Annotated in this window: 26 protein-coding genes; 23 read left to right on the top strand and 3 right to left on the bottom strand. The window is 39.9% G+C overall.

The window, feature by feature from the left end; genetic code table 11:
* Positions 1-194: 194 nt before the first annotated feature.
* The 10 genes from NPA36_RS03030 to NPA36_RS02985 all read left to right on the top strand — a co-directional run bounded on the left by NPA36_RS03030 (position 195) and on the right by NPA36_RS02985 (position 8857).
* A complete protein-coding gene (locus NPA36_RS03030) occupies positions 195-1379 on the top strand; it encodes a hydroxymethylglutaryl-CoA synthase (protein ID WP_256944630.1) in 1185 nt (394 codons plus the stop codon).
* A gap of 187 nt (positions 1380-1566) precedes the next feature.
* Positions 1567-2472, top strand: coding sequence for an N-acetylmuramic acid 6-phosphate etherase (murQ, locus tag NPA36_RS03025; protein ID WP_256944629.1), 906 nt, complete (start codon positions 1567-1569; stop codon positions 2470-2472).
* Positions 2469-2774, top strand: a complete 306-nt coding sequence (locus tag NPA36_RS03020) for a PTS sugar transporter subunit IIB (protein WP_256944628.1) — start codon at positions 2469-2471, stop codon at positions 2772-2774. Before murQ ends, NPA36_RS03020 begins: the two co-directional genes overlap by 4 nt.
* 22 nt (positions 2775-2796) lie before the next feature.
* Positions 2797-4092, top strand: a complete 1296-nt coding sequence (locus NPA36_RS03015) for a PTS sugar transporter subunit IIC (protein ID WP_256944627.1) — start codon at positions 2797-2799, stop codon at positions 4090-4092.
* Between the two features lie 106 nt (positions 4093-4198).
* Entirely contained in the window at positions 4199-4507 is a 309-nt protein-coding gene (locus tag NPA36_RS03010) for a hypothetical protein (RefSeq protein ID WP_256944626.1), read from the top strand.
* Positions 4504-5409 carry a BadF/BadG/BcrA/BcrD ATPase family protein gene (locus tag NPA36_RS03005; RefSeq protein WP_256944625.1) on the top strand — a complete coding sequence of 302 codons (906 nt, stop codon included), beginning with the start codon at positions 4504-4506 and terminating at the stop codon, positions 5407-5409. Before NPA36_RS03010 ends, NPA36_RS03005 begins: the two co-directional genes overlap by 4 nt.
* A complete protein-coding gene (locus NPA36_RS03000) occupies positions 5410-6504 on the top strand; it encodes a DUF871 domain-containing protein (RefSeq protein ID WP_256944624.1) in 1095 nt (364 codons plus the stop codon). It begins immediately after the preceding gene.
* 1 nt (position 6505) lies between these two features.
* Entirely contained in the window at positions 6506-6841 is a 336-nt protein-coding gene (locus tag NPA36_RS02995) for a PTS lactose/cellobiose transporter subunit IIA (RefSeq protein ID WP_256944623.1), read from the top strand.
* Positions 6842-6859: 18 nt separating this feature from the next.
* Positions 6860-7987, top strand: coding sequence for an anhydro-N-acetylmuramic acid kinase AnmK (gene anmK, locus NPA36_RS02990; protein WP_256944622.1), 1128 nt, complete (start codon positions 6860-6862; stop codon positions 7985-7987).
* 21 nt (positions 7988-8008) lie between these two features.
* A complete protein-coding gene (locus NPA36_RS02985) occupies positions 8009-8857 on the top strand; it encodes a MurR/RpiR family transcriptional regulator (RefSeq protein ID WP_256944621.1) in 849 nt (282 codons plus the stop codon).
* Positions 8858-9275: 418 nt separating this feature from the next.
* Here NPA36_RS02985 and NPA36_RS02980 read toward each other — a convergent pair whose 3' ends face one another.
* Complete coding sequence (locus tag NPA36_RS02980; protein WP_256944620.1) at positions 9276-9872, bottom strand: hypothetical protein; 597 nt, start codon at positions 9870-9872, stop codon at positions 9276-9278.
* 158 nt (positions 9873-10030) lie between these two features.
* Between NPA36_RS02980 and NPA36_RS02975 the strand changes: the two genes are divergently transcribed.
* From NPA36_RS02975 to NPA36_RS02950, 6 genes are read left to right on the top strand one after another with little or no spacing between them, the layout of a single operon-like run.
* The gene (locus NPA36_RS02975; protein ID WP_256944619.1) at positions 10031-10669 is read left to right on the top strand and encodes a glycerol-3-phosphate acyltransferase; all 639 of its coding nucleotides are present in this window, start codon (positions 10031-10033) and stop codon (positions 10667-10669) included.
* Positions 10670-10697: 28 nt separating this feature from the next.
* Complete coding sequence (locus NPA36_RS02970) at positions 10698-11666, top strand: asparaginase (RefSeq protein WP_256944618.1); 969 nt, start codon at positions 10698-10700, stop codon at positions 11664-11666.
* A gap of 47 nt (positions 11667-11713) precedes the next feature.
* Complete coding sequence (locus tag NPA36_RS02965) at positions 11714-12427, top strand: B3/B4 domain-containing protein (protein ID WP_256944617.1); 714 nt, start codon at positions 11714-11716, stop codon at positions 12425-12427.
* Between the two features lie 32 nt (positions 12428-12459).
* Positions 12460-12963, top strand: a complete 504-nt coding sequence (locus NPA36_RS02960; RefSeq protein ID WP_256944616.1) for a methylated-DNA--[protein]-cysteine S-methyltransferase — start codon at positions 12460-12462, stop codon at positions 12961-12963.
* A gap of 25 nt (positions 12964-12988) precedes the next feature.
* Positions 12989-13489, top strand: coding sequence for a cupin domain-containing protein (locus tag NPA36_RS02955; RefSeq protein WP_256944615.1), 501 nt, complete (start codon positions 12989-12991; stop codon positions 13487-13489).
* A 40-nt stretch (positions 13490-13529) separates the two neighbouring features.
* The gene (locus NPA36_RS02950) at positions 13530-14591 is read left to right on the top strand and encodes a threonine aldolase family protein (RefSeq protein ID WP_256944614.1); all 1062 of its coding nucleotides are present in this window, start codon (positions 13530-13532) and stop codon (positions 14589-14591) included.
* 113 nt (positions 14592-14704) lie between these two features.
* Here NPA36_RS02950 and NPA36_RS02945 read toward each other — a convergent pair whose 3' ends face one another.
* Both NPA36_RS02945 and NPA36_RS02940 read right to left on the bottom strand, forming a co-directional pair.
* Positions 14705-15853: a hypothetical protein gene (locus NPA36_RS02945; RefSeq protein ID WP_256944613.1), complete on the bottom strand. Its 1149-nt coding sequence runs from the start codon at positions 15851-15853 to the stop codon at positions 14705-14707.
* A 171-nt stretch (positions 15854-16024) separates the two neighbouring features.
* A complete protein-coding gene (locus tag NPA36_RS02940; RefSeq protein ID WP_256944612.1) occupies positions 16025-16963 on the bottom strand; it encodes a dihydroorotate oxidase in 939 nt (312 codons plus the stop codon).
* 224 nt (positions 16964-17187) lie between these two features.
* Between NPA36_RS02940 and gorA the strand changes: the two genes are divergently transcribed.
* The 7 genes from gorA (at position 17188) to NPA36_RS02905 (ending at position 25734) form a co-directional block, all read left to right on the top strand.
* Positions 17188-18537: a glutathione-disulfide reductase gene (gorA, locus tag NPA36_RS02935; RefSeq protein WP_256944806.1), complete on the top strand. Its 1350-nt coding sequence runs from the start codon at positions 17188-17190 to the stop codon at positions 18535-18537.
* A 29-nt stretch (positions 18538-18566) separates the two neighbouring features.
* On the top strand, positions 18567-19256 hold the full coding sequence (locus tag NPA36_RS02930; protein WP_256944611.1) for a YjjG family noncanonical pyrimidine nucleotidase: 690 nt from the start codon (positions 18567-18569) through the stop codon (positions 19254-19256).
* Positions 19257-19679: 423 nt separating this feature from the next.
* Positions 19680-20285 carry an ECF transporter S component gene (locus NPA36_RS02925; RefSeq protein WP_256944610.1) on the top strand — a complete coding sequence of 202 codons (606 nt, stop codon included), beginning with the start codon at positions 19680-19682 and terminating at the stop codon, positions 20283-20285.
* A 12-nt stretch (positions 20286-20297) separates the two neighbouring features.
* Positions 20298-21515, top strand: coding sequence for a bifunctional phosphopantothenoylcysteine decarboxylase/phosphopantothenate--cysteine ligase CoaBC (gene coaBC / locus NPA36_RS02920; protein ID WP_256944609.1), 1218 nt, complete (start codon positions 20298-20300; stop codon positions 21513-21515).
* Positions 21516-21655: 140 nt separating this feature from the next.
* A complete protein-coding gene (gene nrdD / locus NPA36_RS02915; protein WP_256944608.1) occupies positions 21656-23887 on the top strand; it encodes an anaerobic ribonucleoside-triphosphate reductase in 2232 nt (743 codons plus the stop codon).
* Between the two features lie 77 nt (positions 23888-23964).
* The gene (nrdG, locus tag NPA36_RS02910; RefSeq protein WP_256944607.1) at positions 23965-24537 is read left to right on the top strand and encodes an anaerobic ribonucleoside-triphosphate reductase activating protein; all 573 of its coding nucleotides are present in this window, start codon (positions 23965-23967) and stop codon (positions 24535-24537) included.
* A 111-nt stretch (positions 24538-24648) separates the two neighbouring features.
* Positions 24649-25734 (top strand): M42 family metallopeptidase, encoded by a 1086-nt coding sequence (locus NPA36_RS02905; protein ID WP_256944606.1) that lies wholly within the window; start codon positions 24649-24651, stop codon positions 25732-25734.
* Positions 25735-25744 lie beyond the last annotated feature (10 nt).

The following is a 25744-nucleotide window of genomic DNA, read 5'->3' as shown; positions in this document are numbered from 1 at the left end:
CACATTCTATTGTACTTTAGTTTAGGCTTGCTGGGTATTAATTAATGATTAAAAAGTTGATAAGAATCTTTATAAAAGCCTTAAACTTGGTGGAATTCATTTGAGGAAAGGCTAGTAATTTGCTACTATTAACATGCTAAACAAGATCTTATACGAATTGCTGTAATAGACAACATTGTTAAAAGGAGAAATCAATGATAATTGGGATTGATAAACTTGGATTTTACACACCGCCTTATGCTTTAGATATGGAAACCTTAGCTGAGGCAAGAGGCGTAGAACCAGCAAAATATACAATAGGGATTGGTCAAACGCAAATGGCGCTCGTACCAATCACGCAAGATATCGTTTCGATGGCAGCAAATGCTGCGCAGACCATGCTAACAGAGGAAGACAAGTCAGCTATTGATATGATTCTTTTCGGAACCGAAACAGGGATCGACCACTCAAAATCCGCTGCGGTTTACTTACAAAACCTATTAGGATTATCCAACCGAGTAAGAGCAGCCGAGATTAAGCACGCTTGTTACGGAGCGACAGCAGCCTTGCAGTTAGCCAAAGGACATATCATGCTCAATCCAGACTCAAAAGTTCTAGTGATTGCCAGTGATATTGCCAAATACGGACTCAATAGCGGTGGGGAGCCAACTCAAGGAGCGGGTGCCGTTGCCATTTTAGTTAGTGCAAATCCAAAACTAATCAGTTTGGACAATGCAACCAGCTTTTTCACAGATGATGTCATGGATTTTTGGAGACCGACTTATGCCGCTTACCCATACGTGGATGGCAAATACTCTAATGAGCAGTATATCCGTTTCTTTGAGCAAGTTTGGACGGACTACAAAGAGAAAACGGGATTGGATTTCAAGGACTATGCAGCTTTATGTTTCCATCTACCATACAGCAAGATGGGTTTAAAGGCATTAAAACCTCTCTTGGAAGAGGAAGACGCTGCCGTTCAAGACAGGTTATTGGCACGCTACCAAGAAGGAACAATCTACAACCGGCTTGTGGGAAACATCTATACAGGCTCACTCTTCCTAAGCTTAATCTCCCTCTTAGAAAATAGCCAAAGTCTAAGCGTCGGAGACCGGATTGGTTTCTTTAGCTATGGCTCAGGTGCTGTGGGAGAATTCTTTAGTGGGCAATTAGTGGAAGGGTTCCAGGAGCACTTGAATCAAGAAATGCATAAAGACTTGTTGGAACAACGACAAGCCCTAAGTGTAGAAGAATATGAAACCATGTTTGCAGACACCATTCAAGTTACCGACCAAGAACAAGATTTTACTGACCGACCAGATTCTAGCCACTTCCGTTTAGCCGGTATTAAAGACCATAAGAGGCTATATAGTGCTTCGGGGAATAAACTATTCAAATAAAATGATTTAAGGTAAGAACTATTACTGTTCCAATTAATTAGATGAAAATCAATTTGTTGGAGAAAGAGGAGTTCTTACTTTTTTTGCAACCAAAACAGGAATTAAATTCCAAAATCAACACAATAAATTTGAAACTTTATTCCAGAAAGCGTATACTTATATTAGATTAAGTATCGGAGGTGAAAATGTGCAAAATTTGATAACTGAACAACGACTTAAACGGAGTGCTTTTCTAGACCGTATGACCGTTGAGGAAATTACTGCTTTGATGAATGAAGAGGATGCAACAGTTGCTGAATCTATCAAAAAAGAGCTGCCAGACATCAATCGTTTGATCCATCAAGTGGTCCAACAATTAAAAGAAGAAGGGAGGATTATTTATATTGGTGCTGGAACTAGTGGACGCTTAGGGCTTCTGGATGCCGTTGAAGTTGTCCCAACGTTTGGTGTGTCCGACCAAGTGTTTCAAGGGATTATAGCTGGTGGTCGAGGAGCATTTGTTAAGGCACGTGAAGGAGCAGAGGACTCCTTTGAGTTGGCTGTGGAAGATTTGAAAGCTATTGAACTGACGGACAAAGACATGGTCATCGGCATTGCGGCAAGTGGTCGCACGCCATATGTCATCGGGGGATTGCGCTATGCCCAATCGATTGGTGCTAAAACAGGCTCCTTGTCCTGCAACAAGAACAGTTTAATCTCAAAAGAAGCCATGTATCCGATCGAGCTATCCCTAGGTCCAGAAGTGTTGAGCGGGTCTACCCGACTAAAAGCTGGAACAGGTCAGAAAATGGTGCTCAATATGATTTCCACAGCAAGCATGGTTCGAATGGGGAAAGCTTACGAAAACTTGATGGTTGATGTTACGGCGACCAATGAAAAATTATTGGCACGCGCTATTGGTATCATTCAAGCTGCCACCAACTGTAGTCAAGCTGTTGCACAAGAATATTTTGAGTCTTCAGGAAGAGAAACAAAGGTTGCTATTATACGAATTTTAACAGGCATGAGCTTAGAAGAGGCACGAGCACAATTACAAAAAAATCAAGGATTTATTAGACCAATAATAGAAGAAAATATGGAGGCGAAACAATGAAAGCATTAATGGTTTGTTCAGGTGGCATGTCATCCACCATTGTTGTTAAAGCACTTAGACAGGAAGCTGAAAAACAAGGATTTGACTTAGAGATTGATGCAGTTGGGACTGGTGAGGTTGAAGATGAATTAAGCAATGTTGACTATGATGTCTTATTGGTAGCCCCTCAAGTAAAACACCTAATCAAGCGTTTCGAAGAATATGCAAAGAACACTAATACCAAATTAATGTTGATTGAACCAACAGGCTACACACCTTTTGGCGCTGCAAAAACATTTGAAACTTTAAAGACTTACCAATAATTCAATAGAGGAGGGTAATAGAATGAAACGATTTTTAGATTGGATTGAAAATACGCTCATGCCACCCATGGCAAGTTTGGCGGAGCAAAAGCATTTAAAAGCGATTCGTGAAGGGGTAATCTCGACACTTTCCCTAATCTTGATTGGGAGCTTATTTTTAATTATCGCTCAACTGCCTATTCCGGGCTATGCTGAGTGGGTAGCTCCTTTAGTACCAAAATTAATGCTGCCATACCGTGTCACTATGGGGCTGATGACCATTTATGCTACCTATGGTATGGGTTATAGTTTGGCTAGATCTTATAAGTTAGATGGCATTACCGGTGGGGTACTTTCTCTTGCGGCTTTTCTTACCTTAACCATACCGATTAATGTAACACCTATGTTAGTGGAAGGGTCAACACCTTTAGGTTGGGTACTTCCAATGGGCTATCTCGGTGGACAAGGGATGTTCTCAGGGATTCTTTCCATGATCTTTGCAGTAGAAGTTCTTCGTCTGTTTAAATCCAAGAATTGGACCATTCGGATGCCAGAACAGGTGCCAGAATCTGTAGCTCGTAGTTTTGAAGCTTTAATTCCGGGAACCATTATTCTATCAGCTTTTTGGTTTATTCGTGTTATTTTAGAATTTGATATTAATCTGCTCTTGGTTTCCATCTTTACACCAATCACTAACCTACTGGGGAACAATGTTTTTGGAGCCATGATACCAGTTCTCTTTATCCATTTGTTATGGGCTGCCGGTGTTCACGGTATGAGCGTTATTGGTTCGATTGTTCGTCCAATGTGGCTCTTGATGCTGGATGAAAACGTTGCGGCACTAGCTTCTGGAACGCCAGCTACGCAACTACCTTATGTCACTCCAGAACAGTTTTATCAATGGTTTGTCTATATCGGTGGATCTGGTGCAACCTTGTCCCTTTGTTTACTTTTATTAATGTCAAAATCTTCCTACCTCAAACAAGTGGGACGCTTCTCCATTGTACCAGGTATCTTCAATATCAATGAGCCACTAATCTTCGGGATTCCATTGATCATGAACCCTGTTTTGGCTATTCCATTTATTTTGGTACCTCTTATTACAACTGCAACAGCCTACTTTGCGGTATCTCTTGGTTTGGTCAACGGACTGGTCGTCAATGCCACCTGGACCTTGCCTGCTCCAATTGGTGCATTTTTGGCAACTGGTAACGATTGGCGTGCCATTGTATTGGTCTTGGTCAATGTTCTGATTGGTGGATTAATCTACTATCCATTTATTAAGGTATATGACAAGAAGATGCTTGAGGAAGAGACCACAGCTAGCCAAACGGCCTAAGCTTTTTCAAATTAACAGCATCTATCAGCTGGTTCATTAAAATGATATATAAATTGCTTGATAGGTGCTGTTTTTCTTAAGTTAAACTATAAAAGGAGGTCTTACCATGAGTATGGATTATATTGTAGGAATTGTGATATGTATAGTTGCCTTGGTATTAGGTCTACTTGCTAATAACTGGATGAATAAAAGGCAAATACAGATTTCAAGATGGATCTTTGGTTTCGCAGCCTTTTTAATTATTTTTATTCCAGTAGCTCTTTTTGATGAGATTAGTTTACCAATTTTGTATAGCCTATTCATCATTGGGGGCGCTAGTGCAGTAGTTTTCTTTGACAAATCCAGACAGTTATTAGAAAAGAATCAGTATCCCGGTATGGTGAGCCTGAAACATAAGAAGAGTGATAAAAAATGAACTACTTATTAGGAATTGATGCAGGAGGAACCAAAACTATAGTGAGCCTTTATAAGGTGGATGGGCATCTTTTAGAGCAGATAATTGTAGGGCCTGCCAATGTCTATGTTGATTATGAAAATGGTATGCAAACTATTAAAGCAGCCTTGGCTACTATCTTTCAAAAGTATCCAGCAGAGAATTGTAGTCTGATCCTGATAGGAATTGCGGGCTTAAGAGCTAGTCAAAAACGTCAAGAAATTGAAGACTATTTATCGCAGTTTGCTATTCCGTTTGACTTGGTTAGTGATATTGAACTGGCTTATTACGCTATTTTAGACGGTGTTAGTGAGGGTGTTTTGACTCTGGCTGGGACGGGGTCAGTAACTTTGCTTAAAACAGAGAGAGCTTTTTCTTATTTTGGAGGTTGGGGACAGATTCTTTGCGATGATGGTTCTGCCTACCACATTGGTTTAGAAGCTCTTAAAACATTGGCAAAGCATGAGGAATGTAGCAATGTGAAGGATGTCATGTTAGAAACATTAAGCAAGCATCTGAAGAGTCATTCTGTAGCGGATATCATAAAACAGGTACAGATGATGAACAAAAGGCAAATTGCCAGTTTGGCCCAATTGGTTGATAGTTATGCAGATCAATCGTTATTAGCACAAGAAATTCTAGTGAAAGCAGGCCGTGCTCTAGCAAAACAAACTAGTCGAGCCATTGATTTTGCGGCAAAATCACAGGACACAGAAATCAGTCTTGTTGGCTTAACCGGTTCGGTTTTGATTCACTCACAAACAGTAAGAGAAACACTTAAGCAAGACTTACTTCATACATATCCACAGCTAAGGTTTAAGCTTTCGGATATTTCTGACCACACAAAAGCTGTTGTCAATCTCTACCAAGAAAGGACAAAATAAATGAGAAAATTAGGTATTTCAGTTTATCCCAATCATAGTGATGTGGATGACATAAAAAACTACATTAAAACTGCTGCAACATATGGATTCTCAAGAATCTTCACCTGCTTGTTATCGGTTGAAGGGGACAAAGAAAAGATTCTGGATGAATTTACTCAAGTCATTGAAATGGCCAAGGAACACAAGATGGAGGTTATTGCAGATGTAAGCCCTAAGGTATTTGGAGAGCTAGGTGTTAGTTACCAAGACTTGTCTTTCTTTAAAGAGCTTGGGGCAGATGGTATTCGTTTGGATATGGGTTTCACTGGAAGCGAAGAGTCTATCATGACTTTTAATCCTCAAGGTCTTTTAATTGAACTTAATATTAGTTCGGGGACTAGGTATTTAGACAATATTCTTTCTTACCAAGCCAATAAGGATCTTTTAATTGGTTGCCATAATTTTTACCCACATCGTTATAGTGGGTTAAGTGAGAAACATTTTGTAGAAACTTCAAAGAATTTTAAGGACAAGGGTATCCGAACCGCAGCTTTTATCAATTCGCCATCTGCTTCTATTGGCCCTTGGAAAGTCGAAGAAGGGCTTTGTACCTTAGAAATCCATCGTCAGTGGGATATCGTAACACAAGCTAAAGATTTATGGGCTAGTGAGCTCATCGATGATGTTATCATTGCCAACTCATTTGCCAGTGAAGAAGAATTGAAAGCGTTAAGTCAAATTGACCCTTACTGTTTAAGTTTGGAATGTTCATTAGTAGATGGCATTCCTGATTTGGAGAAGAAGATTGTTCTAGAAGAATTTCATTTTAACCGTGGGGATGTTTCCGACTATATGATTCGTTCGACACAAAGTCGGGTTAAATACAGGGGAGAGGACTTTAACCCTTTCAATACTCCTGCTATTAAACGGGGAGATATCTTGATTGAAACCTCTCTCTATGAACATTACGCTGGTGAATTACAAATCGCTCTAAAGGACATGGAAAATTCTGGTAGAACCAATGTCGTTGGTCATATTAGACCGGAAGAATTGGTCTTGCTAGATAAGATTAAACCTTGGCAAAAATTCAAATTTATTGAAGGGAATGAGAAGTAGGATGAACCTTGAACAATTAATCTTTGAAATCATTAGTTACGGTGGCGAGGCACGTGCTAAGGCCTATCAAGCTCTTGAATCCGTGAGAGCCCAAGCGCCTAAAGAGGAAGTGACTGCCTTGTTGCAAGAGAGTCATGACTCAATGACCAAAGCTCATAACATCCAGACAAAATTGGTTCAAGCTGAGCTTCAAGGAGAAGAAGGTATCCAACCAACACTCTTATTGATTCATGCGCAAGACCAATTGATGACTGCCATGGCGGAAAAGGCCTTAATCGAGCAGTTGATTGATATGCAAAATGAAATTAATGAATTAAAGAAAATACAAAACAAGTAGTGTTTAGGAGGAGTTGAGATGGTCTTAGCTGCAGGAATCATGTCGGGGACATCTCTTGATGGCATTGATGTCGCCATCCTTGATATTGTGGGGAGTGGCTTGGAGACAGAAATAAAGCTTTTACGTTTTTTGTCTCAACTCATGCCAATTGACATGAAAGCAAAGATTATGAAGCAATGCGATCCAAGAAGTTCTAGAGTGGATGAAATTTGTAGTTTATCGGTTGAGCTAGCTGAATTGTTTGCCCAAGTGGTGCAAGATGCGTGTCAATTGGAAGAGATAAAAAGCCAAGACTTAACCTTTGTAGCTTCACACGGGCAAACTATTTACCACCAGCCATTTGCCTCCGATCATCTGGTGGCTTCTACCTTGCAGATAGGCAATCCAGCTGTGCTAGCGGAACGTTTGGGCACAATTATTGTTTCTGATTTTCGTTCCAGAGATATGGCAGTAGGTGGTCAAGGGGCTCCAATTGTTCCCTACAGTGAGTACTTGCTCTATCGACAAGCGAATCGCATGGTATGTTTGCAAAACATCGGTGGCATTGGCAATGTGACTATTTTGCCAGCTGGCGGGGAAATGGATGCTATTCAAGCTTTTGATACCGGTCCAGGAAATATGATGATAGATAGTTTGTGCCAGCATTTTTATCAGGAAGCTTATGACAAAGGTGGTGCTTACGCCGCTAAGGGAACTATCAATCAAGAATTGCTAGAGCGATTGAAGGCCCATCCTTATCTGAAAAAAGCTTTACCCAAAACGACAGGTCGAGAAGAGTTTGGGCAGGCTTATGTTGAAGAGCTGTTGTTCGAATTTCCTTTTCTTAAGGCAAATGACTTTATTGCAACGGTCACTTATTTTACGGCTTATTGTATTGGCTACCATTTACAAGGAATAGTTGAGGAGGGAGCTAGTCTGGTAGTGGGTGGTGGTGGTTCTTATAATGAAACTTTGTTAAATTATCTACAACAAGAGCTTCCTAATGTGGTAGTATGTAAACAAGAGGATATTGGTTATTCATCCGATGCGAAAGAAGCGATTGCCATGGCTGTTTTGGGCAATCAAACCTTGCAGGGGCTTGCTGGTAATGTGCCGAGTGCAACAGGAGCCAACAAGTTTGTTCCTCTAGGCAGTATTACCTATTAGTAAAGGTGAGGGATCAGATGTATGAATAGTGATATGTTAAGAAGAATTAGAAGTCTATTGGATGAATTACCCAATTCTCAGCGAGTGATTGCCCAATATATTTTGGATAATCCAGTTGAAGTAACAGGTATGACCGTTCAAGAACTAGCAAAAAGTGCCAATTCTAGCTCGACATCCGTCATGCGGTTTTTGCAGTCTTTACAAGTTTCAAGTTTCCCACAACTGAAAGTGCAGTTGGCATCTTCTTTGTCAAAAGAGGAGTTAGCCACTACCGATATTCTTCCAAATGAGTCTCTAGGCAGTATCAAAGAAAAGCTTTTGCTCAGTGCTAGTCAATTGATGAATGATACCATTAATTTTTTGTCAGACCAAATTATTGAAGAAGTAGTCAACTTAATTGAGAGGGCTTCAATTATTTATGTGTTTGGTGTGGGAGCGTCTTATTTAGTAGCTGAGAATATTGCTCAAAAATGGAACCGGGTTGGGAAGATTACCATTTGCCTACAGGATACGCATGTTTTAGCTACAACTTTGGCTAGCAAATCAGACCAAGCTATCTTTATTGGTATTTCTAATTCGGGCAATACCAAAGAAGTTGTTCAAGTGTTGAAGTTAGCTAAGAGCAGGGGGCTCAAAACGGTTGCCATTACGCAGTTTGGGCATAATGCCTTGTCCAATGAGGCAGACTATAGTCTACAAACGGTCAAGTCCAACGAGAGTGTCATCCGAAGTGCGGCAACCAGTTCACTGCACTCGCAATTTATTACCATTGATGTGCTTTTTTATTACTATATGTCCAAGCACTATAAGGAATCCGTTGCTTATGTTAAGGATACGCATCGGGTGATTAGGGAGTTGGAGAATGGGTAGGACTTTCTAAAAAATTTCAAAATGATAGAGAAGTTAAAAAGAGTTTCTAGCCCTTCTGTCGGAAATGAGGACGGTGGTGCCGGGGCTGAGCAGAAAGTCCATAATGATTAATATCTATTTTTTTAAATCACAAAAGAGTTTGGCGAAAAAGGTTATCAGAAATGAGAACGGTGGCACCGCCGTGAGCCAAGGTCTCACTGGCTTAGCTGTCTACGTGGCTGTAATCGGCTGAAGCCGAAACATCCACTGTGCGTCAGCTATGCTTTGCACCGTTATTTCTGATAACCTTTTTCGCCAAACTCTTTTGTTTAAATGGCAGCTGGGACTTTTTGCTCAGCTCTTGAGTTAGTCCTTTTAATCATAAAATTTATCTTGTGATTATTAGATAAAAACAAAAAATATACTCAATCACGTTATGTCATTTATTTAAATAGGAAGTCTTAACCAAATTAGATTTTGAACTTTTTAAAAAGAGAGTATCTAAAACCTTGAATTCTTTTGTTTTTTCCATATCGATACAGGACACACCAATATTGTCTTCATAAATGCCAGAATGACTATGATAAAATTCTTGTTTAAATATTGGGAGGCTACGGAGATACTCTAGAAGATTGGTACCATCAATGTATGTAAAGGATCTTGGAACAGTAAATGGTATCCCGTGATGTTTTAAATCTTCAGCTCTTATGGTTTCTTTAAATAAGCTAAAACTATGGATGGGGATAATAGATCTTTCATTATTGTCAATAGCTGTGTCCATTCTTTTACAGATTTCTTCATCGTTATCGTAAAGGGATTTAACCATTTCTGGAGAAATACGTTTGCCAAGTTCTAGAACACCAATAAACTGACTAATTGGTTTTGTTAGATATAAATAAGCTGTAACGGGTTCGTCGCAAAATAGTCGTCGATACTCGTATTTTTTTATTCCATAAAGTATAGGCCTAAAGTAATCTGGGCGAAAAGACAAGATAATATTTTTTTCATAGTTTCCTCCATATGTTTCGTGTGACAATGACTTGCAATTAGTATTAAAGCAATATCTACTATACTAATAATACAGGATAAGTAAACGTAGGGCAAAAATTAGTCTGGCTATGCCCCTCATAGCCGCTTATGCTATACTAAACATGAAGATTAGTGCATAGAAGTTTGTGGTAAAGGAGGGAGAGTATGAATAACTTGGGGTCTGTTTTATTGATTATCCTAGGTAGTTATCTTCTAGGGTGTTTGCAATGGTCTTACTTATTAGTCAGGTATATCAAAAAACAAGACATTCGGAAACTAGGCCATGGTAATGCTGGTGCTAGCAATACGGTTATTAATTTTGGCTGGAAGTTTGGTGCTTTAGTGGCATTGTTGGATGTGGCTAAGGCAGTATGTGCAGTTATTTTGGCTAGGGCTGTTATGACTATAGTTGGGCTTGAGGCTCTGGACACAACCTTAATTCTGGCATCGGCAGGTGTAGCGGTTGTGCTCGGTCATGTATTTCCATTTTTTATGAATTTCAAGGGCGGTAAGGGAACGGCATCGGCTGTGGGGATGATGCTCGCTATTGATTGGCGTATTGGTCTATTGGGGATTGCTGCTCTGCTTATCTTAACGCTTATCTCCAACTACATAGCCATTGGTGCTATTGGTATGTGGGCAACCTACATTGCAGGAGCCATTTTCTGGTTAGAGTCTGACCTTACTGTCGCCTTGCTGACTATCATTCTTGTCTTAAGTATCTGGTTGCACCGTGAAAATATATCTCGTATCCTTCAAGGAACAGAGACTGGCTTGCGTAAAACAATGAAGAAACACCATTAATTCTACCATAATAGTTAAGGAGCAAACGATGACGAAATTACTCGTTTTAAATACCGGGGGAACTATAGCCATGAATGAGAACCATTCGACGGGTACTGTCTCTCCGACTAACACCAATCCCTTGAAAGAAGTTGTAGGATTGTTTGATTATATCGGGCAGGTTGCTATTGAGGATGTCTTTTCTTTACCATCACCCCATATAACCGAAGTGCATATGCTTCGTTTGCAAGAGAGGGTTATAGAAGCTTGTGATCAAGGTTATGACGGTGTGGTTATCACGCATGGGACGGATACCTTAGAAGAAACAGCCTATTTTCTTGATTTGACTTTGGATTTACCTATCCCACTAGTTATCACAGGCGCCATGCGTTCTAGTAATGAGATTGGTTCGGATGGTTTGGCTAATTTACGGGCAGCGTTAATTGTGGCAGCTAGTCCCAACTCTATTGGCAAAGGTGTACTGGTCGTGATGAATGATGAGGTTCATACTGCAGCCTATGTTACGAAAACGCACACGACTAATGTCGCAACTTTTCAAACCCCAACCTTTGGACCAATTGGCTTGGTTTCCAAAAGTCAGGTTCTTTATTTTCAAAACCATTTGCACCAAGAGCATTACAAGCTTGACCATGTGGGCAAATCGGTTTGTTTACTCAAGTCTTATGCGGGAATGGATGGTCGTTTGATTGATGCAGTGCGTATGAGCGGAGCAGATGGACTGGTTATAGAGGCTTTGGGTGCTGGGAACTTACCTCCTCAAACGGTCGAGGCAATCAATCGTTGTTTGGCAGACAAACTACCAGTTGTCTTTGTTTCCCGTGCTTTTAATGGAGTTACGCAAGATGTATATGACTATGATGGAGGTGGCAAACGATTCAGGCAAGCCGGAGTTATTTTTACAACAGGCCTCAGCGGTCAAAAGGCTCGAATGAAGCTATCCGTTTTGCTCAATGCTGGGGTTGAAGCTGAGAACCTGTCCTCTTATTTTGAACTATAAGCAATAACAATATAAAACTTAAAAACAACTAAAAAAGGAGCATACTTATGAAAAAATTTGAAGTTAGTGAAGAATTCTGGACACTATTCCCACAGGGCGAGATTTTTCTGCTTGTTGCCAAGGGGATAAACAATCATGTTGCCCCTGACAAAGAGAAATACTTTGCCGATTTGTTAAAACAGGCGGCGGTATCAGCTCAAAAGCATATTGAGGAAATTACCTTTACAGAGAATATCGTCATTAAGGAATGGCGCCAAGCGTTTACCCTATTTAAAACAAAAAAAGGAGCACGGTCTTCTATTGAAGCGCTACTCAAACGTGTAAGTCAGGACCGTGAGTTTTCTCCAATTAGTCCTTTAGTTGACATTTATAATTGTATTTCTTTACGTTATGGGGTTCCTTGTGGTGGAGAAGATTTAGACCAAATTCAAGGGGACTTGCGTTTAGGCCTAGCTAAGGGGGGAGAAAGTTTCCGTCCTTTAGGAGCTGAGGAAGATGCACCTGCTTTACCAGGTGAAGTGGTTTATTTTGATGACCAAGGAGCCATTTGTCGTTGTTTCAACTGGCGTGAGGCGCAACGAACCATGTTGCGTGAAGATACTAAAAATGCCGTTTTGGTGATTGAAGCTGTTAATGCCAGACAAGCATTAGTGGCTAAAGAAGCAGCAGAAGAATTGAAAAAACTCATTGAAAAAGAATTTGATGTGAAAGTAGAAAGCTTACATGCTAATAAAGAGCAATCAAGTGTAGTGGTTGGGTAGCAGGAATGTCAAGAATTGAAAGGGTGAACTCTTTGCATAAACAGTTATACTATAGCCTAATGAACATTGATGATAAAGATATAGTCTTAGCATATACAAACCAAGGACTTAGTTTTATTGGTTCTTTTGATGCTGGGTTGCAAGAATTACAAGAATTCTATCCACAGGTGCAATTAGAAGAAGTTTTAGAAGTTGATAACCCTTATGCTCAACAAGTAAGAGAATATTTTGAAGGTAGTCGGCAAGTTTTTCAAGTCGAAAAAGATGTGGTTGGAACTGACTTTCAGCGTCAAGTATGGCAAGCCTTGGAAACCATACCATTTGGGCAAACATCTACCTATGGAGAAATCGCTCAATTGATTGGGCGTCCAAAAGCTGTAAGGGCAGTCGGAGCTGCTATAGGAAAAAATCCTATCTCCATCATCGTACCTTGCCACCGCGTTCTGGGGAAAAATGGTGCCTTGACTGGTTTTCGTGGGGGAATACCCATGAAAGTCTGGTTACTAGACCATGAAGCTAAGTATAGAAAAGAGTAAGCTTAAGTAAAGGGAAAAGAGGGATATGTTGAAAACTGCAAAAGAGTGGATTCAATCGTTGGGATTATTAGCACATGCGGAAGGTGGGTATTACAAGGAAGTTCTTAAAGCTCAGACCAATATTATCAATGATTCTGGGGATTCAAGACCTTTATATACCAGTATTTATTTTTTATTAGAACATAATAATCCTTCTCATTTTCACAGATTGCAATCTGATGAGGTGTGGTATTTTCATGATGGGGCGCCATTGACCGTGCACATGATTGATGCAGAGGGAACTTACCATAGCATTCATCTAGGCCTCGATAGTGATCAGGGGCAAGTATTACAAGCAGTAGTCCCTAAAGGTGTCATTTTTGGTTCTAGCGTAGAAGATAAGGATACGTATTCTTTGGTTAGTTGCATGGTAGCACCTGGGTTTGATTACCGAGATTTCGAACTCTTTGATCGAGAAACTCTCATTCAGCAGTATCCTCAGCATCAAGAGATTATTATGCAATTGGCTTTTGAAACTCTAGATTAATGACAGATACAATAAATTTTTAAATCCATAGGGGGAAAATATGACAAGTTTCGGTAGTGATTATTTAGAAGGGTGTCATCCAGCTATTATGGAGGCACTCATTGAAACGAACTTTGAACAGACGGCTGGTTATGGAATGGATCCATATTCTAAACGAGCTAGTCAACGAATAATGGCAGCTGTTGGACAAGAAAAGGCTCAGGTTCATTTTTTTGTTGGCGGTACTCAGGTGAATAAAACGGTGATTGCTTCAGTTTTGCGCCCTTATCAGGGAGTTGTCTCTGCTAAGACAGGCCATATCGCTGAACACGAGACAGGTGCAATCGAGGCAAGTGGACATAAAGTATTGGAATTACCAAGTTTAGATGGGAAAATCACAGCCAATCAACTAGAAACGGTCTATCAAAACTATAAAAATAGTCCGGTTCAGGAACATATTGTGCAACCTGGGATGGTATATCTTTCACACCCAACGGAATTGGGCACGGTCTATCAAAAAAAAGAGCTAGAAGAAATCGCTCAAGTTTGCCAAAAGGCTGGTTGGCCACTGTTTTTAGATGGGGCACGTTTGGCGTATGCTTTAGATGATGGGGTATCAGATTTAACCTTATCAGACATCGCTCAATTGTGTGACCTCTTTTATATTGGCGGTACCAAATGTGGTGCCTTATTTGGTGAGGCGCTTGTCATTGTCAATCCAAGCCTACAAGGTCATTTCCGGGCAATGATGAAGCAGGGAGGTGGTTTACTGGCTAAAGGAAGACTTTTAGGTATCCAGTTTGACCAACTCTTTAAAGACGACTTGTATTACCAAGTTGGGAAAAAAGCACTATTTTATTCACGAGACATTCGTAGAGCCTTTGAAAATAGAGGCATTGAATTCTACGGTGAATCTACTACCAATCAACAATTTCCTATTTTGAATGCTAACCAAGCTGACTATTTTATCAATGAATTTGGATTCGCTCTATGGGAGGTGCTGGAGGATGGACGAGTAGTGACGCGCTATTGTACCAGCTGGGCCACCAAGCCTCATGATGTGAAAGCATTGATTGAGAGTATTGAGGGAATGGATTTTTTGCCAACTTCTACCATATCATAAGGAAAAGGAATAACTTAAAAGACTACACTCAAGGTTCATCAATTGAACCTTAAGTGTAGTCTTCTTTGGAGTCTTTGGTGTTTTGGAAATTTTCAAAATTATTTCATATAACCTTATTCTGTATCAGAGTTCTTATTATCAAATGGAGAGACATAATCATCACTAGCATTATCAGCATCTTCTTCTACATAGTTAGTCTCTAAAACTTCTTCCTCTACATAAGCGTCTTCTTGAACGGGCTCTGTTTCTTCAACCTCCTGTGACACAACGAGGGGTTCTGCTGGTGCAGGTTTCTCACCTGAAGCTGGATAACCAATGGCGACTAAAACTTCGTCTGGCAACACAATATTTGGGAAGTGAGTTACAATGTATCTGTAAAAATCAGGCAGAGAGGCTTGGATATCTTTTTTCTTACCTCGAATCGTCATTTCAGTTCTACCATCTGTACCAATGGCATCAATGAAGGATACATAATTATAGCGTCCTCTTCTGACCATTAGTTGATGGCCTAAAGAATGGATTTTATTTAAATCAACACTTTGATATATATCTCCACTAGTTACCATTGTAGAATCTTTGATATAAATGCCAATGGTGCCATTTCGATAATCGGCTTTATCCATAAAATCTTGGATACTGTTAACAGATTGGAATTGGTTGACTAACTCACTTTCTAGCTTTTTATTGGCCCTACGAGTAGTGAAGGCCCCTAATAGCAATAAGAATCCCGTAATTCCTAAAAAGATAATAGGAATCCAATTAGGGGATGTATAACGCTCAAACTCAACTTTTGAAATAAAATAATCTAGCGTATTGTCCCAGATTGGACCATCATCTTCCAATCGGTAGTGAGTAATAGCATCGCTAAGAATATCCGCCATACCTACCTCACTGGAGTTTACAGGCATTCCCACAAAATCTTGTGGGGGGGTTAAGTTGTTGAACTTTTCGGCATCTGCCTTAGAAACTTCTATAATGGCTACGTCATAGTTAGGAACTTGAGCAAAATAATAAACATACTCTTCGCCTTTATCATCTGTACTAGTTGCAATATAATCTGAAATATAGGTGATTTCAACTAATACAGGCTTATCTTTTTTATAATTTGGGAAAACACTTTGTTGTGCTCTCAATGTTGAGGGTGAATATAAAAAATATTTTGGCACAAAATATAAAGATAAACTAAATAAAATAAATATTATTCCAGAAATAAATTGTATTAATGGCGCTCTTTTGGTACGTTTAATCGCTTTAGTTGACATAAGATCCCTCCCGAGGTATTTGTTCTTATCACGACAATCCTTTGTTTAGTATTAATGTACATGGATTGTGAAGAAAAATCAAGAAAAGTGGGTAGAAAAACATAAGAATGTGAACTTAATACGTCTTAGTTTTGAAAATAATTCGACACTTTTTGAGTGCGGTTTTCATCACTAGGCGAAATACTTAAGTTCGCCACGAAAATCATCAATGCTTTCATAACCTTTTTGAACCATAATCTCCCTTAATTCTTGGCTCAATCTTTGAAATGCAGGAATCCCTTCTTTATGGAGCGTGGTGCCGATTTGAACCATACTAGCACCACAAAGGATATGTTCAAAGGCGTCACGACCATTTATAACACCGCCTGTTCCAATAATTTGAATGGAAGGATTGAGTCGTTGATAGAAGGCGTGAACATTTGCTAGGGCGGTTGGTTTAACATACTGGCCACCTAAACCACCAAAGCCATGTTTAGGTCTAATAAGAACAGACTCATCCTCAATCACTAAACCATTCCCAATACTGTTGATGCAGTTGACGAATACAAGGGGATATTGATTGAAGATAGCGGCTGCTTGGTCAAAATGGACGATATCAAAGTAAGGTGGTAATTTAATACCAAGCGGCTTGGTAAAGTAAGTAAACACTTCAGCCAATAAATGATTCGTCGTTTCAAAATCATAGGCAACCTGTGGCTTTCCAGGTACATTTGGGCAAGACAAGTTCAATTCGATAAGACCTTGGAAAGAGGATTGATTGACAATGTTCAGTAATTGATGGGTTTCTTGACTAGATAAGCCAGTTAAGGATAAAAAAGTTGGCTTTGTCGTAGATGATTGTTCAAGTTCTTCTAAGAAAGTCAAATAATAATCTAGGCCAAGATTGGGTAAGCCCATAGAATTAATACTTCCTAAACTTGTATCCGCATAGCGTGGCAAAGGGTTCCCTTCTCTAGGTTCGAGTGTTGCTGTTTTGGTGACAAATGAACCAGCATTTGACTGATAGATGTCCAATAGCTCCTCCTTACTATAGCAATGAACTCCGGCAGCATTCATAAAGCAATTGTCAAAGGTGAAATTTCCGATTGTCGTTGATAAAGAAACAGTCATGATCAGCCTCCTAAAATGGATGTCTAGCGCTTCAATCAAGTGAAGGTGCTAGCAAGAATTAGATTTCTTATAGTATATCATGATTTGACCTGGGATACTCGATAAAGGTGGAGAGCCAGTTTATCTATTTGTAAGGAAAAATTGAGCAGATATAAAGACATCTGCCTATTTTTAAGCTATGATAAAAATATTAGAAAAGCTGATGATGAAGGAGACTAGACATGATGAGAGAGTTTGATGCGATTGCTATTGGTGGCGGAAGTGGTGGGATTGCCAGTATGAACCGTGCCGGAGAACATGGGGCCAAGGCTGCTGTAATTGAAGAAAATCTACTTGGAGGAACCTGTGTCAACGTTGGTTGTGTTCCTAAAAAGATTATGTGGTATGGCGCTCAACTAGCAGATGCTATCTATAAGTATGCACCTTCTTATGGTTACACGGCCGAACAGGTGGCTTTTGATTATAAAACTTTGCGAAAGAGTCGTGAAGCTTATATTGAACGAGCTAGAAATTCTTATCAAGGCTCTTTTGTGCGAAATGGTGTCGAAAATATTAAAGGACATGCTACCTTTGTGGATACCAATACCGTTCAAGTCAATGGAGAATTGATTAAGGCAAAGCATATTGTCATTGCAACTGGTGCTAAACCATTTGTTCCTGAGATTCCAGGAGCTGAATTAGGCTTAACATCAGATGATGTTTTTGCATGGCAAGAGTTGCCAGAATCTGTCTTGGTTGTTGGAGCGGGCTATATTGCTGTCGAATTGGCCGGTGTTCTACATGCCTTAGGAGTTAAAACAGACCTGTTTGTTCGTCAACATGCTCCTCTTCGTAATTTTGACACCTATATCTATGAAAGTTTAGTGGAAGCGATGGCAACAGATGGCCCAACCTTACACACTCATAAAATTCCAAGCAAGTTAGTTAAAGAAGATGATGGTTTGTTGAGCCTCCATTTTGAAGATGGGTCTGTTAACCAAGCGCAAGCAGTCATCTGGGCAGTTGGACGTGTGGCCAATACAGATGGACTAAACCTACAAGCTGCTGGTGTCAAAACCACTTCTCGTGGCTTTATCGAAGTAGATGAGTACCAAAACACAAGTGTCCCTGGAATTTATGCGATTGGGGATGTATCGGGTGAAAAAGAACTGACTCCTGTTGCTATTAAGGCAGGGAGAACGTTATCCGAACGTCTTTTCAACAATAAACCACAAGCAAAAATGGATTATTCCACCATCCCAACAGTTGTCTTTTCACATCCACCAATTGGCACAGTTGGTTTGACAGAGGCTCAAGCTAACGAAAAATACGGAAAAGAAGCTGTAAAAACCTATACCTCCAACTTCACTTCTATGTATACAGCTGTGACAGACCACCGCGAACTCTGCCGCATGAAACTTATCACTGCAGGTCCAGAAGAAAAAGTTGTAGGCTTACATGGTATTGGTTTTGGTGTTGACGAAATGATTCAAGGCTTCGCCGTAGCTATTAAAATGGGGGCTACCAAAGAAGATTTTGACAATACCGTAGCCATCCATCCAACAGGCTCAGAAGAATTCGTGACTATGAGATAGATGGCTTTAAAAAAGAGGAGGCTTTCTTTATGTCAACCTATAAATATCTTTTATTTGATTTAGATGATACCTTACTAGATTTTAAGCGCTCAGAACGTTGGGCTTTGGAACAATTATTTCAACAAAACGGCTTGGAATTTAATCCCCAAACCTTATCTACTTATATGAGCATCAATCATGACTTGTGGAGTCGGTATGAAAAAGGAGAAATTTCTTCTCAAGACATCACCGATACACGCTTTACCAGTTTGTTTGAGCAGTACCAAATCAAAAAAGACGGTCTAAAAGCTGAGCAAGATTTTCGTAATTATCTAGCTGAAGCAAACTTTCTAATGCCACAAGCCAAGGAAGTATTAGAAAATTTGGCCAATGACTACCAACTCTTTGCTTTGACCAATGGTATTGCCCAAACCCAAGCTAATCGCTTAAAAGCAGCTGATATTGATAAATATTTCCAAGAAGTTTATGTCTCTGGAGCAATAGGCTCACGCAAACCGGAAGCAGCCTTTTTCGACTTTGTTTTTGAAGATGCAAAAGAACTTAAAGCGGATCAATCCTTGATGATAGGGGATAATCTAGCTACTGATATTATTGGAGCAGCCAATTATGGTCTAGACACTTGCTGGATGAACCCATATGCCAAAGCCATAAGTGGCAATGTTCAACCAACCTATCAAATCCAACAACTAGACCAACTCTATCCAATTATTGGTAGATAAGGCAATTACTTTTTAAATCATAAAATAGTTCCCCAGAAATCTATCCGACATGGGAACGGTGGCACCGCCGTGAGCCTTGGTCTCACTGGCTTAGCTGTCTACGTGGCTGTAATCGGCTGAAGCCGAAACATCCACTGTGCGTCAGCTATGCTTTACACCGTTCTGTACGGATAGATTTCTGGGGAACTATTTTATTTGGTTACCGTTTGGACTTTTTGACAAGTACCCGGTGTCATCGTTTCTATTAATTAATGTATATTGAAAAAATCAACTTTTTTGCAATAATGCTGAAATTCTCTATATATGGATTTAATGAAGGAAATGAATGTTTGAGTGATTTTAATATGTCATTAAGATTTCCTAGAGTATTTCTGAGGGGAACTATGTTATAATCAAGAAAAATTGATTAGGAGGAGAATGAGAATGGAAAAAAAATCATCAAAAATGTCCGTTTTTCAACTTGTTCTTATTGCTACATTTCTATCTATCATTATATTGCAAAGTTTTATTCCTTTTTTAGGGAATATTCCTTTGTTTGTACTTGATATTACCATAATTCATATAACCGTTATCCTTGGCGCCATCATTTTAGGTCCTAGAGCAGGCTTAATTTTAGGGACAGCATGGGGTATTTGTTCCTTTATCCGCGCCTTTACATCCGGTTCGGCCATTAGCTTACTAGTTTTTACCAATCCAGTCATTGCTATCCTACCTCGAATGGCAGTTGGTTTCTTATCTGGATTAGTCTATCAAGCTCTTGCCAAAACTAAAATCCGTCCTAGCCTTAGCATGGCTCTTGTGGGGGCTTTTGGTAGCTTGTTCAATACCATCACCGTTCTTAGCTTAATCTATTTCATCGTTGGCCCACAATATGCCCAACAAATCGGTTCATCTATTGATATGTTGCCAGGAATTTTGATGACCTTAGTAGGAACCAACGGGGTGCCAGAAGCTATCGCAGCCTTTATCATTGTACCAATTATCGGGAATGTACTTATGCAATTGATGAAGAATCGTACTAGAAAATAGGAGGCAGGCTATATGTCTTTTCAAGATAAAAAGATAGTTATCTATGTAACGGGCGGAATTGCTGTTTATAAGGCGGCAGAATTGGTACGCTTATTTATCAAAGATGGTGCCCAAGTCATTGTTGCCATGACAGAATCAGCTACTAAATTTGTCACGCCACTAACCTTTCAAATTCTAACCAAGCATGATGTTTACTTAGATTCATTTGATGAGAAAGACCCTGAAAAAATCAATCATATTCACCTAGCAGATTGGGCAGACCTTGCCATTGTAGTGCCGGCAACCGCCAATACAATTGGAAAACTGGCAAATGGTATAGCCGATAATCTGGTAACCAGTGCTCTAATCGCCACTAATGTTACCAGAGTTGTAGTACCAGCTATGAATGAAAAGATGCTTTATAATCCGGCAAGCCAGCGTAATTTACAACAACTTGAAAAGGATGGCTATCATATTATTGAGCCAGAAGAAGGCTTCTTAGCAGAAGGGTATAGCGGTAAGGGGCGTCTTCCAGACATCCATTCAATGTTTACCCAAGTCGCCCAAATTTATGCTCAAGCTACCTTGCCCCAAGTGTTAAAAGGCAAATCAATCCTCATCACGGCTGGTGGCACCAGAGAAAAATTAGACCCAGTTCGCTACCTGACCAATGAGTCCTCGGGGAAAATGGGATACGCCCTAGCGAAGATGGCTAGCCATCTAGGGGCACAAGTCCATCTGGTTTCAACCAAAAAAGAACTAGCTGTTCCTATAGGAGTTTCTCCTACTTATGTAGCTGACGCTAAAGAGATGGCGCAGGTCGTTACAGACGCATTTCCAGAGCAGGACGTAGTCATCATGGCGGCAGCAGTTGCTGATTTTCGGTTTAAAGAAGTCCATGATAAGAAAATTAAAAAGAAGGATAATGAAAAAGAAGGCCTGACTTTGGAACTAGAGAGAAATCCAGATATTCTGGCAAGTCTGGGTAAGCAGAAATCAGTCAAGCAATTTTTAGTTGGATTTGCTGCCGAAACCAACGATGTGAAACAATATGCCTTGAAAAAATTAGAAAAGAAAAAAGCGGACCTGATTATTGCTAATGATGTTTCTGATCAGACCATTGGGTTTAATAGTTCAGACAATGAGGTGACTCTTTATTTCAAAGATGGAGCCATTAAACATCTGGAAAAAGCTGATAAAGAGACCATAGCACAAGAAATTTTGCAAGAGATTGCAAAACATCTGGATTAATGTAATAATAAATCGAACACTATATATTGACGATAATATGTCGAAAGACATTTTTAAATCAATATATAGTGTTTTTTCTATTGAAGAAGATTCTTTTTTGAGGTAAAATGATTAGTGAACACGTTAAGGAGGTTTTTCACATGCAAAAAGTAGAAGATATTAAATTGTTCAAAATCAAGCGTCAACCTAAGGAGAGAAAAGGGCAGTTACAGGTCATCAAAAGAGATGGCAGAAGGACTTTTTTTGATGAGGATAAAATTTTTCAAGCCTTAGTGAAAGCAGAAGTAGAGGTCAATGGTGAAATCGATCAAATCCGCCTCACTCAATTGTTACAACTTCTTTTTCAAATCAATGAAGAAATTGATTCTCGGTTTCAAACAGATATTAAAATCTACGAAATTCAAAACATTGTTGAGCATTTCTTGATTGAAAACCAGGAAGATACTTTGGCTCAAGCCTACATTCAATACCGTACACAAAGGGATATCAAACGTTCTAAAGCAACCGATATCAACTATACTATTCAACAACTCCTCCAACGTGAAGCAAGTGTGGTTAACGAAAATGCCAATAAGGATAGCGAAGTTTTTAACACGCAAAGAGATTTGACAGCTGGCATTGTGGCCAAAGCAATGGGCTTAAAGATGATGCCCCAACATGTGGCTAATGCCCATTTAAAAGGGGATATCCATTACCATGACTTGGATTACCATCCGTATTCACCAATGAGTAACTGTAGCTTGATTGATTTTGCAGGTATGTTTAAAGAGGGCTTTAAGATTGGTAATGCTGATGTCGCAAGTCCACGTTCTATTCAAACTGCGACTGCTCAAATGGCACAAATTATTGCCAATGTGGCTTCAAGTCAATACGGTGGTTGTTCTGCTAACCGAGTGGATGAAGTGCTAGCACCATATGCAAAAATTAATTTTGAAAAGCACATGAAAGATGCTCTTGAATGGATTGATGGTACAGAAAAACAAGAGGCATATGCTCGTGCTAAGACAGAAAAAGATATTTATGACGCTATGCAATCCTTAGAATATGAGATTAACACTCTATATTCCTCTCAAGGTCAAACGCCATTTACTACATTAGGGTTTGGTTTGGGGCAAGACTGGTTTGAACGCCAAATTCAAAAGGCCATCCTAAAGGTTCGGATTAAAGGGATTGGTAAAGAGGCTCGTACAGCCATTTTCCCTAAATTAATCTTTACCCTTAAACGTGGTGTTAACCTAGAGCCAAGTGACCCTAATTATGATATTAAAGAATTGGCACTAGAATGCTCTACTAAGAGAATGTATCCTGATATTTTAAACTACGAAAAAATTATTGATATTACTGGCTCCTTTAAAGTTCCAATGGGCTGCCGTTCATTCTTGCAAGGTTGGAAGGATGAAAATGGTCAAGAAGTCAATGATGGTCGTATGAATTTAGGTGTTGTTACGCTGAATTTGCCTAGAATCGCTTTGGAAGCCAACCAAAATCCAGAAAACTTTTGGGCCTTACTGGAAGAACGTCTACAAATCTGTCGAGACGCTCTTGTCTTTAGAATTGAACGCGTCAAACAAGCCCAACCATCCAATGCTCCAGTTCTCTATATGTATGGTGCATTTGGCAAACGATTAAGAAGAGACCAAGCTGTAGACGAGCTTTTCAAAAATAGAAGAGCAACCGTATCCTTAGGCTATATTGGTTTGTATGAAGTGGCTACTGCCTTTTTCGGTGGAGACTGGGAAGGGAATCCTGAAGCCAAAGAATTTACCTTAAATGTTTTAAAAGACTTGAAGCGCCATACTGATCAATGGAGCCAAGAATTTGGCTATCATTTTAGTGTTTATTCTACACCAAGTGAAAGTTTAACTGACCGTTTCTGCCGTCTGGACACAGAAAAATTTGGACTGGTAGAGGACATCACAGATAAGGACTACTATACCAATAGTTTCCACTATGATGTTCGCAAGAATCCAACCCCATTTGAAAAAATAAATTTTGAAAAAGACTATCCAGCCTATACGTCAGGTGGCTTTATCCACTATTGCGAGTACCCAGTAATGCGCCAAAACCCTAAGGCACTGGAAGCTGTTTGGGACTTTGCCTATGATAAAGTTGGCTACTTAGGAACTAATACACCGATTGACCACTGTTACAAATGTGGTTTTGACGGTGATTTCCATCCTACTGAACATGGTTTTGAGTGCCCAAGCTGTGGTAACCGAGACCCTAAAACCTGTGATGTGGTCAAACGTACTTGTGGCTACCTAGGAAACCCTCAAGCACGTCCTATGGTACATGGCAGACATGTTGAAATCTCCTCCAGAGTTAAACACGTGCGCTTGAACGACAAACGTACTATTGAACAAGAAAACTAATATTCCTTGAAAATGGTGCTTTCAGTATGAAGCACCATTTATCATATGTATTCCTTCATTAAGAAAGTGGTGAGACCTTGAGAAATCCCCAACCTAAGGAATGGCTATCACAAGAGTGGAGCCAAGAGAAAATTGCTTCCTATAAGCCCTATAATTTTGTTGATGGGCAAGGGGTTCGTTGCTCTCTTTATGTCAGTGGTTGTCTTTTTGCCTGTAAGGGCTGTTATAATAAAATTGCTCAAAACTTCAATTACGGTAGTCCCTACACCAAAGAATTAGAAGAAACTATCTTGACTGATTTGTCTGCTAACTACTGTCAAGGCTTGACCTTGCTAGGTGGCGAACCATTTTTAAACACCAAAGTTTGCTTGTCCTTGGTTAAGGCTATAAGAGAACGGTTTGGGCATAGTAAAGATATCTGGTCATGGACGGGTTATACTTGGGAAGAGTTGATGCTCGAATCTAATGACAAATTGGAACTGCTATCCCATATTGATATCTTGGTGGACGGACGGTTTGATATTAGTAAAAAAGACCTGACTCTACAATTCAGAGGTAGCTCTAATCAGCGCATCATAGATGTTCAAGAGTCGCTGGCTCAAGGACAAGTGGTCATCTGGAAAGACTTGAAGGACCCAGTTAGTGAATGATATGACTAGGAAAGAAGGTTTTTTCAGACCAATATTCAGTATATCATCCTTGCACCTAGCATCATCTATGATAAAATAGGGCTATTGACACAAAGAGAAGAGGTAGACTACTTGGATAAAAAACAAGAAGAGTTATTAATCAATCTGACATCGGCAAATGGAATTGCTGGTAACGAAGGGCAAGTTCGCCAAGTTTTTAAAGACTATAGTGCTGACTATGTAGATGAATTTGTTGAAGATGGCTTAGGTGGCTTGTTTGGTAAAAAAACTGGTGATGCCAATGGCCCAACCATTATGTTGGCAGGTCATTTGGATGAAGTAGGCTTTATGGTCACTCAGATTACTGAAAAAGGTTTTATTAAGTTCCAACCAATTGGTGGTTGGTGGAGTCAGGTGCTTTTGGCACAAGAAGTGACTATTACAACTGGCCAAGGAACAACCGTTGATGGAGTTATTGGTTCTAAGCCACCACATATTTTGCCAGCAGAGGTTCGGAATAAAACGGTTGATATCAAAGATATGTATATTGACGTTGCCGCAACTAGCAAGGAAGAAGTGGAATCTTGGGGTGTTCGCCCAGGTGACATGATTACACCAAGTATCGAATTCAAACGTATGAACAAGAGCAAATACTTGATGGCAAAAGCTTGGGACAATCGGATTGGTACGGCCGTAGCTGCGCAATTGCTAAAAGAGTTAAAAGGCAAAAAGCATCCTAATATCATTTATTCTGGGGCTAATGTTCAAGAAGAAGTTGGTCTAAGAGGGGCTCGTGTAGCGGCTCATATGTTAAAGCCAGACCTGTCATTTGCCTTGGATACAGGGATTCCTGGGGATACTCCAGGGATCGCGCCTCATGAAGCAGATTCTGTTTTAGGCAAGGGACCGCAAATTCTAGTATATGATGCATCTATGATTCCTCATCGTGGCTTGAGAGATTATGTAATTGACCTAGCTGAGGAATTGGAGATTCCTTTCCAATATGCTACGGTTGCTGGTGGTGGAACGGATGCTGGAGGACAACACATTTCCCTAAATGGCATTCCGTCACTGGCAATCTGTATTCCTGTCCGCTATTTACATTCCCATGCCAGTATTATCCATGAAGATGATTACCACAACACAGTTCGTTTGGTGACAGCATTAGTGGAGCGGCTAGATGCAAAAGCTTTAGAAACAATAAAAGCTAATGTGTAAAAGTTAGGAC

It is taken from the genome of Granulicatella seriolae (genome assembly GCF_024543085.1).
Classification (GTDB): Bacteria; Bacillota; Bacilli; order Lactobacillales; family Aerococcaceae; genus Granulicatella; species Granulicatella seriolae.
This window is presented reverse-complemented; position numbering and strand designations above follow the sequence as displayed.